Here is a 12,928-nt window from a genome sequence, read left to right as displayed (position 1 = left end):
TCAGTTGCCGGTGTCGGAGCGCGCGGCGGCGGGGCCCTCCCCGTACCGGGCGTCGACGCCGTCGGCGTGGGCGGGCAGGTCCTCGGCGACCGCGATCGCGCGCACGTGTCCGCGCACGGCGTCGAGGGCGGCGCGGTCGTAGCGGATCACCTGCTGGGCCCGCAGGAAGGTGTGCGCGCCGAGGCCCGACGAGTGGATCGCCTGGCCGCCCGTGGGGAGCACGTGGTTCGAGCCCGCGATGTAGTCGCCGAGCGGCACCGGGGAATAGGGGCCCATGAAGATCGCGCCGGCGCTCGTGATGCCCGCGAGCACGGACTCGTCGTCCGCCGTCTGGATCTCGAGGTGCTCGGGGCCGTAGGCGTTCGAGACCCGGGCCGCCTCGGCGAGGTCGTCGACGAGCACGAGCGCCGACTGGCGTCCCCGCAGCGAGGCCTCCGCGCGATCGCGGTGCTTGGTCGCGCCGGTGATCCGCTCGACCGCCTCGTCCACGCGCCCGGCGAACGCGGCGTCGTCGGTGACGAGCACGGCCGAGGCCAGCTCGTCGTGCTCCGCCTGCCCGAGCAGGTCGGCGGCGACGAGCTCGACGTCGGCCGTGCCGTCCGCGATGATCAGCACCTCCGTCGGCCCGGCCTCGGCGTCGATGCCCACCACGGACGAGACGGCGCGCTTGGCGGCCGCCACCCACACGTTGCCGGGGCCGGTGACCACGTCCACCGGCTCGAGCCCGAGCGAGGCCACGCCGTGCGCGAGGGCGCCGACGGCGCCCGCACCGCCCATCGCGTACACCTCGTGCACGCCGAGCAGCCCCGCCGCGGCGAGGATGGTGGGGTGGACCGCGCCGCCGAACTCGGCCTGCGGCGGCGAGGCGATCGCGATCGAGCGCACCCCGGCGGCCTGCGCCGAGACGACGTTCATCACCACGCTGGAGGGGTAGACGGCCTTGCCGCCAGGCACGTAGAGTCCGACCCGTTCGACCGGCTCCCAGCGCTGCTCGATCACCGCGCCGGGGGCGAGCTCGGTCCGCACCGGCGGCGGCACCTGCGCCGCCGAGCCCTTGCGGACCCTGGCGATCATCTCCTCGAGGGCCGCGCGCACCTCGCCGTCGAGCTCCGCCACGGCGCGGTCGATCTCGGCGCGCTCGGCGCGGATGCGCTCGGGACGGGCCCGGTCGAAGCGCTCGGCCTGCTCGAGGAGCGCCGACTCCCCGCGCTCCCACACGTCCCGGATGAGGCTGGTCGCCCCCTCGAGGGCCTCCGTCACGTCGAGCTCGGGGCGGGGAAGGGTGGCGCGCAGCTCGCTCGTGGAGAGGTCACGGCCGCGCAGATCGATCGTCTGCATCATGATGACCCCATTCTATGCGCGACGAGGCGCCTCCGCCCCTACTCCACGCATCCCGGTCCGAGCAGCGCGGCGAGCTCGGAGAACAGCGCCGAGCCCGCCTCGACCCGGTGCGGCAGCTCGAACTTGCGGATCGACTGCGGCGTCTGCAGCCGCAGCAGCACCTCCGATTCGCCCGCGTTGCGGCGCAGCAGCTCGTCGAGGCCCTGCACGAGCGTCTCGGTGGCCCGGGTATCGGGGATCGTGAGCGTGACGGGGCGGTCCTCCCCCACCGAGAGGTTGGGGATCGTCAGCCCCTGCGCGGTGATGTTCAGCCCGTCGTCGCGATGCTGCGCCCGCCCGCGGACCACCGCGATGGCGTCGCTCTGCAGCTCGGCCTGGTATTCGAGGTAGGTCTTGCCGAGGAACATCACGGTGATCTCGCCGCCGAAGTCCTCGACCGTCACGAGCGCGTAGGGGTTGCCGGAATTGCGGGCGATGCGATGCTGCACCGTCGTGATGAGCCCCGCGATCTGCACCTGCTCGCCATCGCGCACGGTCGTGTCGCCGAGCAGGTTGAGGATGGGCATCGCGCTGAGCTTCGAGAGCTCGACCTCGAGCCCCTTGAGGGGGTGGTCCGAGACGTACAGGCCGAGCATGTCCCGCTCGAAGGCGAGCTTGTCGCGCCGCGTGAACTCGGGACGCGCGGGGACGACCGATTCCTCCTCCTCGAACTCCATGAGGCCGGCGAAGAGGTCGACCTGGCCGTGGGCCTCGTTGCGCTTGCGCGAGACGGCGGCGTCGATGGCCGACTCGTGGATCTCGACGAGGGCCCGGCGCGTGTACCCCATCGAGTCGAAGGCCCCGGCCTTGATGAGCGATTCGACGGTGCGACGGTTCAGCACGTTCAGCGATACGCGTTTGAGGAAGTCGTGGAAGGAGGCGAACTTGCCGTGCTCCTCGCGCTCGCGGACGATGTCGGCCACGACCTGGGCGCCGACGTTGCGCACGGCGCCCAGCCCGAAGCGGATGTCCTGGCCGACCGCGCGGAAGCGCAGCGTCGACTCGTTCACATCGGGGGCGAGCACCTGGATCTTCATGTGCCGGCACTCGTTGAGGTACTCCGCGAGCTTGTCGCGCGAGTCGCCCACCGAGGTGAGCAGCGCGGCCATGTACTCGGGGCCGTAGTGGCATTTGAGGTAGCCGGTCCAGAAGGACACGACGCCGTAGGCCGCCGAGTGCGCCTTGTTGAAGGCGTAGTCCGAGAAGGGCAGCAGGATGTCCCACAGCGCCTGGACGGCGGCGTCCGAGAAGCCGTTGTCGTTCATGCCCTGCTTGAAGCGGTCGAACTGCTTGTCCAGCTCGGCCTTCTTCTTCTTGCCCATCGCCCGGCGGAGCAGGTCTGCCTGTCCCAGCGAGTAGCCCGCCACCTTCTGCGCGATGGCCATCACCTGCTCCTGGTAGATGATGAGGCCGTAGGACTCGGCGAGGATCTCCTTGAGCGGCTCCTCGAGCTCGGGGTGGATGGGCGTGATCTGCTGCTGCCCGTTCTTGCGCATCGCGTAGTTCGTGTGCGAGTTCGCGCCCATGGGCCCGGGGCGGTAGAGCGCGATCGTCGCCGAGACGTCCTCGAAGCTGTCCGGCTTCATGAGCCGCAGCAGGCTCCGGAGCCCGTCGCCGTCGAGCTGGAAGACACCGAGCGTGTCGCCGCGGCTCAGCAGCTGGTAGGTGCCCTCGTCCTCGAGCGGCAGCGTCTCGAGGTCGATCGTCTCGTCCCGGTTGTCCTCGATGTTCTCGATGGCGTCCGACAGGATCGTGAGGTTCCGCAGCCCGAGGAAGTCCATCTTGATCAGGCCGAGCGACTCGCAGGAGGGGTAGTCGAACTGCGTGACGATCTGGCCGTCCTGCTCGCGCTTCATGAGCGGGATCACGTCGATGATCGGCTCCGAGGACATGATCACGCCGGCGGCGTGCACGCCCCACTGGCGCTTCAGCCCCTCGAGGCCCTTGGCGGTCTCGAAGACCTTCTGGAAGTCGGGGTTCGCGTCGATGACGGCGCGCATCTCCCCGGCCTCCTTGTACCGCTCGTGGTCCGGGTCGTAGACGCCGGCGAGGGGGATGTCCTTGCCCATGACCGCGTCCGGCATCGCCTTGGTGAGCTGGTCGCCCACCGAGAACGGGTAGCCGAGCACGCGCGAGGCGTCCTTGAGCGCCTGCTTCGACTTGATCGTGCCGTACGTCACGATCTGGGCGACGCGCTCGTCGCCGTACTTCTCGGTGACGTAGCGGATCACCTCGGAGCGCCGGCGGTCGTCGAAGTCGATGTCGAAGTCGGGCATCGAGACGCGGTCCGGGTTGAGGAAGCGCTCGAAGAAGAGGCCGTGCTGGAGCGGGTCGAGGTCGGTGATCCGCAGCGCGTAGGCGCACATCGAGCCGGCGCCGGAGCCGCGGCCCGGGCCCACCCGGATGCCGTTGTCCTTGGCCCACTGGATGTAGTCGGCGACGACCAGGAAGTACCCCGGGAAGCCCATCTGGGTGATGATGCCGGTCTCGTAGTCCGCCTGGGCCTGCGACTCGTCGGGGATGGTCTCGCCGTAGCGGTAGTGCAGCCCGCGCTGCACCTCCTCGTGGAACCAGCTCGCCTCGGTGTGCCCCTCGGGCACCGGGAAGCGGGGCATGTAGTTCGCCGACTCGTCGAACTCCGCGGTGCAGCGCTCGGCGATCGCGAGCGTCTCGTCGCAGGCCTCGGGGAAATCGGACCACAGGTGCCGCATCTGCTCCGCCGACTTGAGGTAGTACCCCTCGCCGTCGAACTTGAACCGGTGCGGGTCGTCGAGGGTCGAGCCCGACTGCACGCACAGCAGCGCCTCCTGGTGCACCGCGTCCTCCTTGTGCGTGTAGTGGAGGTCGTTCGTCACGAGCGGGCGGATGTCGAGGTGCTTGCCGAGCTTGAGCAGGTCGTCGCGCACCCGCCGCTCGATGGAGATGCCGTGGTCCATCAGCTCGAGGAAGAAGTTCTCCTTCCCGAAGATGTCCTGGAACTCCCCCGCCGCCTTGACGGCCGCGTCCCACTGGCCGAGCCGCAGCCGGGTCTGCACCTCGCCCGAGGGGCAGCCGGTGGTCGCGATCACGCCCTTCGCGTACCGCTGCAGCAGCTCGCGGTCCATCCGGGGCTTGAAGTACTGGCCCTCGATCGAGGCGTAGCTCGAGAGCCGGAAGAGGTTGTGCATCCCCTCCGTGGTCTCCGCGACCATCGTCATGTGCGTGTAGGCGCCGCCGCCCGAGACGTCGTCGCCGCCGCCGTTGCCCCACTGCACCCGGGACTTGTCGCCGCGGTGCGTGCCCGGGGTGAGATAGGCCTCCGTGCCGATGATCGGCTTGATGTCGTACTTCTTCGCCGTGCGGTAGAACTCGTACGCCGAGAACATGTTGCCGTGGTCGGTCGTGGCGATGGCCGGCATGCCCATCTCCGCGGCGGTCTTGATCAGCTCGTCGATCTTCGCCGCGCCGTCGAGCATGGAGTACTCGGTGTGGTTGTGCAGATGCACGAACTGGTCGTTGGCGCCCAAATTGAACCTCCAGGAAGATGCGGGGTATCCATCCTACTGACGGCCCCGACGGGCTCGGCGGGTCGCGCCTAGACCCGCCCGGCGCGCAGCGTGTCGAGGGCGTCCTGCAGGTCCGCCGGGTACTCCGAGACGAAGGCGACCCGCTCCCCCGATTCCGGATGCGTGAAGCCGAGCTCGACGGCGTGCAGCCACTGGCGCTCGAGCCCGAGCGCCGCGGCGAGCCGCGGATCCGCGCCGTAGAGCGGATCGCCCATGCACGGATGGTGCTGGGCCGACATGTGCACGCGGATCTGATGCGTCCGCCCCGTCTCGAGATGGATCTCCACGAGCGAGCCGCGGCGGAAGGCCTCGAGGGTCTCGTAGTGGGTGATCGACGGCTTGCCGTCGGCCACGACGCCGAACTTCCAGGTCGCGCCCGGGGCCCGGCCGATCGGGGCGTCGATCGTGCCGGCGAGCGGGTCGAGCAGGCCCTGGATGACGGCGTGGTAGACCTTGTGCACCGTGCGGTCCCGGAAGGCCTGCTTGAGCACCGAGTAGGCGCGCTCCGTCTTGGCGACGACCATGAGCCCGGAGGTGCCGACGTCGAGCCGGTGCACGATGCCCTGCCGCTCCGGCTGGCCCGAGGTGGAGATGCGGAACCCCGCGGCGGCGAGCGCCCCGAGGACAGTGGGGCCCGTCCAGCCGACGGAGGGATGCGCGGCGACCCCGACCGGTTTCATGACGACGACGAACGAGGGCTCGTCGTGCACGATCTGGAGCTCAGGCACCTCGATCGGTTCGACCGTCACGGGGCGCTCCGGCTCCCACTCGACGTCGAGCATCGCGCCGGCGACGAGGTGATCCGACTTGCCCACCGCCCGGCCGTCGAGCCGGATGCTCCCCTGCTCGGCGAGCTGCGCGACGCGCGTCCGGCTGAAGCCGAGCAGCTTGGAGACCCCCGCGTCGACGCGGGCGCCGTCGAGGCCGTCGGGGACCGGCAGCATCCGCGATTCCATCATGCCGATGCCTCTTCTTCGGCGTCCTTCCGGCCCCGCCTGAGCCGGGTGCCGTCGAGCTGCACGTCGAACAGGGTGAGCAGTACGAAGGCGATCATGCCGACGACGACCCCGATGTCCGCGAAGTTGTAGATCGCCGGCATCATCCACGGCGTGTAGATGTAGTCCACCACCTCGCCCTGGAAGAATCCGGGCTCGCGGAAGAGGCGGTCGAAGAGGTTGCCCAGCGCCCCGCCGAGCACCATGCCGAACACCACCGCCCAGAGCCGCGAGCGGATGCGCCGCGCGAGGATCGCGACGGCGACCACGACCGCGGAGGCCACGAGCGTCATGATCCAGGTCTGGCCGGAGGCGATGGAGAACGCGGCCCCGGGGTTGCGGACGTACACCCATTGGAGCGCCTCGCCGATGACCTCGATGCGCTGATGCTCGGTCATCGTCGAGGCGACGAGCTGCTTGAGCAGCTGATCGACGGCGAACCAGAGAACCGCGATCCCCGCCAGCATGGCCACGGTGGGCCGATGCGGCGACGATCGCGGTCGCTCGGTATCGATGCGCTCGGTCACCCGGGGCTAGCGGGTGCCGGCGGCGCCGTCGAACTCGGCGTTCGACACGTTGAGATCGTTCAGCTGGCTCTCGATGTAGCTGCGCAGGTTGGTGCGGTAGTCGCGCTCGAATACGCGCAGCTCCTCGATGCGCTCCTCGAGCTTGCTCTTGCTCGTCTCGAGGTTCGAGAGGATCTCGCGCTCCTTGGTCTCGGCCTCGCCGACGACCTTCTGCGCGTGCTGCTCCGCATCCCGGACGATCTGCTGGGCGCGCCCCTCGGACTCCTCCTGGAGCCGGCGGGACTCGCTCTCCGCCTCCCGCACGAGCGTGCCGGCGCGCGACTCGGCCTCGGCGATGAGTTCGTCGCGCTTGCGGGCGCCCTCGGCCACGTGCTCGTCGTGCAGGCGACGGGCGAGGACCAGCAGCGAGGAGGAGGTCTCGGCGTCGTCGCCCTGCGCGGGCAGCTCGACCGCAGGGGCCGGCGCCGGCGCCGGCTCGGGGACCGGTGCGGGCTCGGGCTCGACCGCGGCGGGCTCGGCGACGGGTTCCGCGGCGGCCTGGGGCGCGGCGGAGGCGGCGGCACGGAGCTCTTCGTTCTCAGCGCGGAGCTGCTCGTTCTCGGCGGTCAGACGACGGAGCTCGACGACGACCTCGTCAAGGAAGTCGTCCACCTCGTCCTGGTCGTAACCTTCACGGAACTTGGTCTGCTGAAAGCGCTTATTGACAACGTCTTCCGGAGTCAGTGCCATGGCGGCCCTTTCTGTACGGCTTGCGGTCAGTGGTGAAACCCTATCGCGAGTTTCCCCGCGGGGCACTGTTCCGAGCGTGGTTCGCTCAAAACGCGTAACGATCACATTACGGCACAACCGCCTCGCGCGTCACATCGGCCACGGAAGACGCAGGAGCCGTCGGCGTGCGCACGAGCCGCGCGGGCCCGCTACCGCAGCCCCGTGAAGATCCAGATCTGCACGCCGTAGCGCAGCAGCAGGATGCCGAACAGCAGCACGATCCAGGCCAGGTCGAGCGCGACCGGGCCGACCCGCAGGGGCTTGATCCAGCGCCGCAGGAACTTCAGCGGCGGGTCGGTGAGCGTGTAGACGAACTCGAAGAGCACGAGCAGGATGCCCCGGGGCCGGAACCGCGGTGCGAGCACCCGCGCCCAGTCGAGGATGAACCGAATCCACATCACCGCCAGGTAGAGGCTGATGACCAGGAGGAGCGCTTGAGCAAGGATGAGCAACGTCGAGGATCTTTCTCTCCGGGAACTGGCGCGGACCGGGGACCGGGCGCTGCGGTCCATTCTCGCAGCCACGGACGAAGAACGCCGAGAGCGTACCCGCGGGTACGCTCTCGGCGTATCGGCACATCGCCGCCGGCCCGGTCGGGGCTAGGCGAAGAAGGTGGGGTCCTCGGAGGGCTTGCCCTGCTCCTCGCCGTGCACGTTCACGTGCTCCGGGGTGAGCAGGAACACGCGGTTCGTCACGCGCTCGATCTTGCCGTTGAGCCCCTGGGTCAGCCCCGAGGCGAAGTCGATGATGCGCCGGGCGTCGGCGTCGGTCATCTGCGAGAGGTTCATGATGACGGGCACCCCGTCGCGGAAGGACTCGGCGATGAGCTGAGCATCCTTGTCATAGGCCTTCGGGTGGACGGTAAGGATTTCGTTCATCGCTCCAACTGCATTGGGGATCGGGGTCGGCTTCGCGGCCGGCTTGGGCGCTGCGGGGGCGCTCGCGGCCGCGCGGTTGATCGGGGTGACGGGCGCGGGCCGCTCCTCGCGGGGCGCCGGCTCGACGTTCTCGGTGGGGATGGACTGCTGCCGCTCCCTCGAGGCGGTCTGGTTCACCGCCTGCTCGGATTCCTGCTCCTCGGCGAGACCGAGGTAGACCATGGCGTTGCGAATCGGATTGGCCATCGTTGCTGCCTCCTTAGACGAAATGTGCCGTGCCGAATACGTTACGGGCGCTCGGGCCGCTTTCCCGTGATTGCCGCGCCGATTCGCAGGTGTGTCGCACCCTGTGAAATCGCTGAGCGGAAGTCGTGGCTCATCCCCGCCGAGATGATGTCCGCCCCCGGCACCACCCCGCGGATGCGCTCGGAGGCGAGCCTCGTCCGCTCGAAGGCCGCGTCCGGATCCGCGCCGAGCGGGGCCACCGCCATCACGCCCCGGAGCTCGAGCGCGGGCGTCGCCGCCACCGACTCCGCCAGCGGTGCCGCGGCGTCGAGGGGGACTCCGCCGCGGGCGGGATCGCCGTCGAGCGAGAGCTGCAGCAGCACGGGCAGCGGCCTCCCGGCGCTCGGGGCGTCGCGCTCGAGCGATGCCAGCGCCTCGACGAGCTCGGGGCGGTCGACCGACTGGAGCATGTCGGCGTAGCGGCCCACCTGCCGGGCCTTCTTGCGCTGCAGCTGCCCGATGAAGTGGAGTCGCGCGTCCGGGTGGCGGCCGTGCAGGTGCTCGGCCTTCGTCCGCGACTCGGGATGCCGGTTCTCGCCGAACTCGCGGATGCCGAGCTCGTAGAGGGCGTCGAGCAGCTCCACGGGGTGGAACTTCGTCACCGCGATGAGCGTCAGCTCCCGCGCATCGCGACCCGCCTGCCGCGCCGCGTCGGCGATCTCCTCCCGTACGCGCAGCAGGCGCGCTTCGAGGTCGCCCTCCTCGCGCGCCCGCCGCTCGTCGGATCCGTCGGTCAACGGGCCCTCCCTAGCGCAGGAACTCGGGGATGTCGAGGTCCGAGTCGTCGTCGTTGAAGGACTCGGTCTGCCGCGGGGAGACCGTCGGCGCCTCGGCGGTCGACCAGGCCGGGCTCTGGCCGAGGCGCGGGGGCTCCTCGGCGGCGGTGTTCTGCGCCGGGGCCGTGGGCCGCTCGGGCGCCTCCGCCTTGGCGGGGGCCGGGTCGACCGGCCGCTGCTCGGGTTCCGCCTGCTGGTCCCCGCCCTGATTGCGCGCGGTGGCGTCGGCGAGCGAGGGCAGCTCCGAGGGCGCCGCGAGACTGCCGCTGCCGAGCGTGTCCTCGAGCGTCGCCTGGGCATTGCCGTCGGTGCGGGGCTTGGGGTCGCCCCCGTCGAAGCCGGCGGCGATCACGGTGACCCGCACCTCGTCGCCGAGCGTGTCGTCGACCGCCGTGCCGAGGATGATGTTGGCGCCCTCGTGCACGGCGTCGCGGACGAGCTGTGCGGCCTCCGCCACCTCGAACATGCCGAGGTTCGACCCGCCCTGCACCGACATGAGCACGCCATGGGCGCCCTCGATGGAGGCCTCCAGCAGCGGCGAGGCGACCGCGAGCTCGGCCGCCTTGACGGATCGGTCCGCGCCTCTCGAGGTGCCGATGCCCATGAGCGCGGACCCGGCGCCCTGCATGACCGACTTCACGTCCGCGAAGTCGACGTTGATGACGCCGGGGTTGGTGATGAGGTCGGTGATGCCCTGGACGCCGGCGAGCAGGACCTGGTCGGCCGTGGCGAACGCCTCGAGCATCGAGATGCCGCGGTCGCTGATGGCGAGCAGCCGATCGTTGGGGACAACGATGAGCGCGTCGACCTGCTCCTTGAGCGCGGCGACGCCCTGCTCGGCCTGGTCCATGCGGCGGCGGCCCTCGAAGCTGAACGGCTTGGTCACCACGCCGATGGTCAGCGCGCCGATGGACTTGGCGATGCGCGCGACGACGGGGGCGCCGCCGGTACCGGAGCCGCCGCCCTCGCCGGCGGTCACGAACACCATGTCGGCCCCGGCGAGCGCCTCCTCGATCTCCTCGACGTGGTCCTCGGCGGCGCGGCGCCCGATCTCGGGATCGGCGCCCGCGCCGAGTCCCTTGGTGAGCTCGCGCCCGACGTCGAGCTTGACGTCCGCGTCCGACATGAGCAGCGCCTGCGCGTCGGTGTTGATGGCGATGAACTCGACGCCGCGCAGACCGATCTCGATCATGCGGTTGACGGCGTTGACGCCGCCGCCGCCGACGCCGACGACCTTGATGACGGCGAGGTAGTTATTGGTTTGCGAGGTGGTGTTCGACACGTGACAGTCCCCTTGTCGTGGTCGCACTCTCGCCCTGCTGGCCGCGCCGTGTCCGGTCGCGCGTTGCGAACCTTCGAGTTGCGGTTTAAGGGAAGAGCTCTTCGGTCGGGTGGTGTTGCTCTGGAAACGCTAGGCGGCGAGGCTCCGGAGAGCATTCACGCGGCGGGGCGTGTTGCGCGAGTTCCGAAACTCGTCTCAACCCGCGCTTGAGGGTTGCGGGGCGCCCGCGGATGCTCAGCGGGTGACCGGGCGCTCCGGGCTCGACACGTCGTAGAGGGTCACGCCCTGGTCCGCCGTCGCGATGCGGAGGGAGTCGAAGACCCTCGCCTTGTGCGCCGAATCGTCCACGCTCCCCCACAGCACCTCGGTGCCGTCGCGCAGCTCGAGCCGCACATCCTCGGGCGAGCTCGCCGTGATCGCCTCCACCTCGGCGCGGAGCTCCGCCGGGAGCGAGAGCGAGACGTGCGCGGCCCCGGCGAAGGCCGTGGAGGCCGTGTCGCCCTCGACCCGGATCACCGGCAGGCTCGCCCCCGCCTCCGCGTCGCTCCACAGCGTGACGCCCGCGGCGTCGACCACGTCGATGCGGTCGTCCGAGACCACGACGCCCACGGGGACCCGTTCGACGATGCGCACGACGAGCTCGGAGGGCGGCAGCCGCTGCACGGAGTAGCTCTGCACGAGATCGAACTGCTCGAGGCGCTCGCCCACGTCCTGGGCCTGCAGCTGCGCGAGGGGGGCGCCCTCGAGATCGGCCAGCGCCGCCGAGAGCTCCTCGGGGTCGAGGCGCTCCGCCCCCTCGATGCGGATGTCCCGCACCGACATGATGGGCGACAGGATGGCGATCGCCACGAACGCGGCCAGGAAGAGCGCCGTGCCGCCGGCGATGAGCCAGCCCGTCAGCCGGCGCCGGCGGCCGCGGGTGAAGCGCCGCACCTCGCGATGCTCGTGATGCCGTTTCGCGAAGGCCGCCCGCCAGTACGCGAACGGGCCGCCGCGCCGCTCGGACTGCTCCTCGGCCATCGGCTACGCGACCTTCGGCGCCTCGGGGCCGTACGCGGACTCCAGCGCCGCGAGCAGCTGCGGCACGATCCGGTACACGTTGCCGCATCCGAAGGTGATGACGAAGTCCCCCGGCTCCGACCGGGCGGCCGCCGCGCGGGCGGCCTCCCCCCAGTCCGGCCGGTACTCGACGCGGCTCGGATCCCGGAACTCCCGCGAGACGAACTCCCCCGTCACGCCCGGCACCGGGTCCTCCCGAGCGCCGTCGACGTCGAGCACGATCGTGTGGTCGGCGAGGCGCTCGTAGACCTCGGCGAACACGTCGCTCATCGCCCGGGTGCGCGAGTAGAGGTGCGGCTGATGCACCGCGATGATGCGGCCCTCGCCGACCACCGACCGGGCCGCGGAGAGCGCGGCCTCGACCTCGGCGGGGTGGTGCGCGTAGTCGTCGTAGACCGAGACGCCGCCCACGACGCCCTGGAGGTCGAAGCGGCGCTTCGTCCCGCCGAACGCCCGCAGCGAGGCGACCGCATCCGCCAGCGGGTAGCCGAGCTGGAGCAGCACGGCCGTCGCACCCGCCGCGTTGAGGGCGTTGTGCCTGCCGGGGACGGCGAGCTCCCCGGCCGCCCGCTCGCCGCGGTACTCGATGTCGAAGCGCACCCCGGCGCCCGAGCCCTCGATGCCGTCCACCCGCACGACCGCCGATTCGTCCTCGCCGAACGTGACGATGCGCGGATGCGAGAGCCGCCCGGTGAGCGCGCGCGCCTGCTCGTCGTCGGAGGAGATGACCACGGCCTCGGAGGCCCGGTCGGCGAACTGCCGGAACGCCTCCTCGAAGGCCTCCTCGGTGCCGTAGTGGTCGAGGTGGTCGTTGTCGATGTTCGTGATGAGCGCGATCGCGGTGTCGTAGAAGAGGAAGGAGCCGTCGGACTCGTCGGCCTCGACCACGAACTCGGCGTCGGCGCCGTCGTGCTCGTTCGTCCCGAGCGACTGGATGACGCCGCCGTTGACGAAGCTGGGGTCGGCGCCGAGCTCGAGCAGCGCGCTCGCGATCATGCCCGTGGAGGTGGTCTTGCCGTGCGCGCCCGCCACCGAGACCAGCCGCGAGCCGCGGGTGAGCCAGACCAGCGCCTGGGAGCGGTGGAGGACGTGCAGGCCGCGCCGCTTCGCGAGCACGAGCTCGGGGTTGTCGGGCCACAGCGCCGAGGTCACCACCACGGTGTCGACGTCCTCCGCGAGGTGCGCCGCGTCGTGGCCGATGAAGATCTCGGCGCCGGCCTCGCCGAGCGCTTCCGTGGCGGAGTTCGCCGAGCGGTCGGAGCCCGAGACCGCGACGCCCCGGCCGAGGAACATGCGCGCGATGCCGCTCATCCCCGACCCGCCGATGCCGATGAAGTGGACCTTCTCGATCCGCTCGGGGATCTGTGCCTGTGCGTCCGGACTAATCAAGTCGAGTGCTCCTTATGCGGTCGGTGCGCACGGGGCCGGGAGGG

The 12,928-nt window shown here is 70.6% G+C and carries 11 protein-coding genes; all 11 read right to left on the bottom strand.

The features are described from left to right. The 11 genes from hisD to murC all read right to left on the bottom strand — a co-directional run bounded on the left by hisD (position 1) and on the right by murC (position 12,884). Positions 1 to 1,341 (bottom strand): histidinol dehydrogenase, encoded by a 1,341-nt coding sequence (gene hisD / locus FM112_RS10830; RefSeq protein WP_176386787.1) that lies wholly within the window; start codon positions 1,339 to 1,341, stop codon positions 1 to 3. A gap of 38 nt (positions 1,342 to 1,379) precedes the next feature. Next, positions 1,380 to 4,886 carry a DNA polymerase III subunit alpha gene (gene dnaE, locus FM112_RS10825; RefSeq protein WP_087007380.1) on the bottom strand — a complete coding sequence of 1,169 codons (3,507 nt, stop codon included), beginning with the start codon at positions 4,884 to 4,886 and terminating at the stop codon, positions 1,380 to 1,382. 68 nt (positions 4,887 to 4,954) lie between these two features. Continuing rightward, positions 4,955 to 5,881, bottom strand: a complete 927-nt coding sequence (locus FM112_RS10820) for an RluA family pseudouridine synthase (RefSeq protein WP_087007378.1) — start codon at positions 5,879 to 5,881, stop codon at positions 4,955 to 4,957. Next, on the bottom strand, positions 5,881 to 6,447 hold the full coding sequence (gene lspA, locus FM112_RS10815; RefSeq protein WP_087007376.1) for a signal peptidase II: 567 nt from the start codon (positions 6,445 to 6,447) through the stop codon (positions 5,881 to 5,883). Before lspA ends, FM112_RS10820 begins: the two co-directional genes overlap by 1 nt. 6 nt (positions 6,448 to 6,453) lie before the next feature. Then, on the bottom strand, positions 6,454 to 7,176 hold the full coding sequence (locus FM112_RS10810; RefSeq protein ID WP_087007374.1) for a DivIVA domain-containing protein: 723 nt from the start codon (positions 7,174 to 7,176) through the stop codon (positions 6,454 to 6,456). Positions 7,177 to 7,364: 188 nt separating this feature from the next. After that, positions 7,365 to 7,667: a YggT family protein gene (locus FM112_RS10805; RefSeq protein WP_087007372.1), complete on the bottom strand. Its 303-nt coding sequence runs from the start codon at positions 7,665 to 7,667 to the stop codon at positions 7,365 to 7,367. 147 nt (positions 7,668 to 7,814) lie between these two features. Further along, positions 7,815 to 8,339 (bottom strand): cell division protein SepF, encoded by a 525-nt coding sequence (locus FM112_RS10800; protein ID WP_087007370.1) that lies wholly within the window; start codon positions 8,337 to 8,339, stop codon positions 7,815 to 7,817. 41 nt (positions 8,340 to 8,380) lie between these two features. Next, positions 8,381 to 9,115 carry a YggS family pyridoxal phosphate-dependent enzyme gene (locus tag FM112_RS10795; RefSeq protein ID WP_087007368.1) on the bottom strand — a complete coding sequence of 245 codons (735 nt, stop codon included), beginning with the start codon at positions 9,113 to 9,115 and terminating at the stop codon, positions 8,381 to 8,383. 10 nt (positions 9,116 to 9,125) lie between these two features. After that, positions 9,126 to 10,436 carry a cell division protein FtsZ gene (gene ftsZ / locus FM112_RS10790; protein WP_087007366.1) on the bottom strand — a complete coding sequence of 437 codons (1,311 nt, stop codon included), beginning with the start codon at positions 10,434 to 10,436 and terminating at the stop codon, positions 9,126 to 9,128. Between the two features lie 234 nt (positions 10,437 to 10,670). Next, complete coding sequence (locus tag FM112_RS10785) at positions 10,671 to 11,456, bottom strand: FtsQ-type POTRA domain-containing protein (protein ID WP_087007364.1); 786 nt, start codon at positions 11,454 to 11,456, stop codon at positions 10,671 to 10,673. A gap of 3 nt (positions 11,457 to 11,459) precedes the next feature. Beyond that, entirely contained in the window at positions 11,460 to 12,884 is a 1,425-nt protein-coding gene (murC, locus tag FM112_RS10780) for a UDP-N-acetylmuramate--L-alanine ligase (protein ID WP_087007362.1), read from the bottom strand. Positions 12,885 to 12,928 lie beyond the last annotated feature (44 nt).

The organism is Gulosibacter sp. 10 (assembly GCF_900163695.1).
GTDB lineage: Bacteria > Actinomycetota > Actinomycetes > Actinomycetales > Microbacteriaceae > Gulosibacter.
Note: the sequence above shows the minus strand (reverse complement) of the source record. Positions and strands in the feature narration are given on the sequence as shown.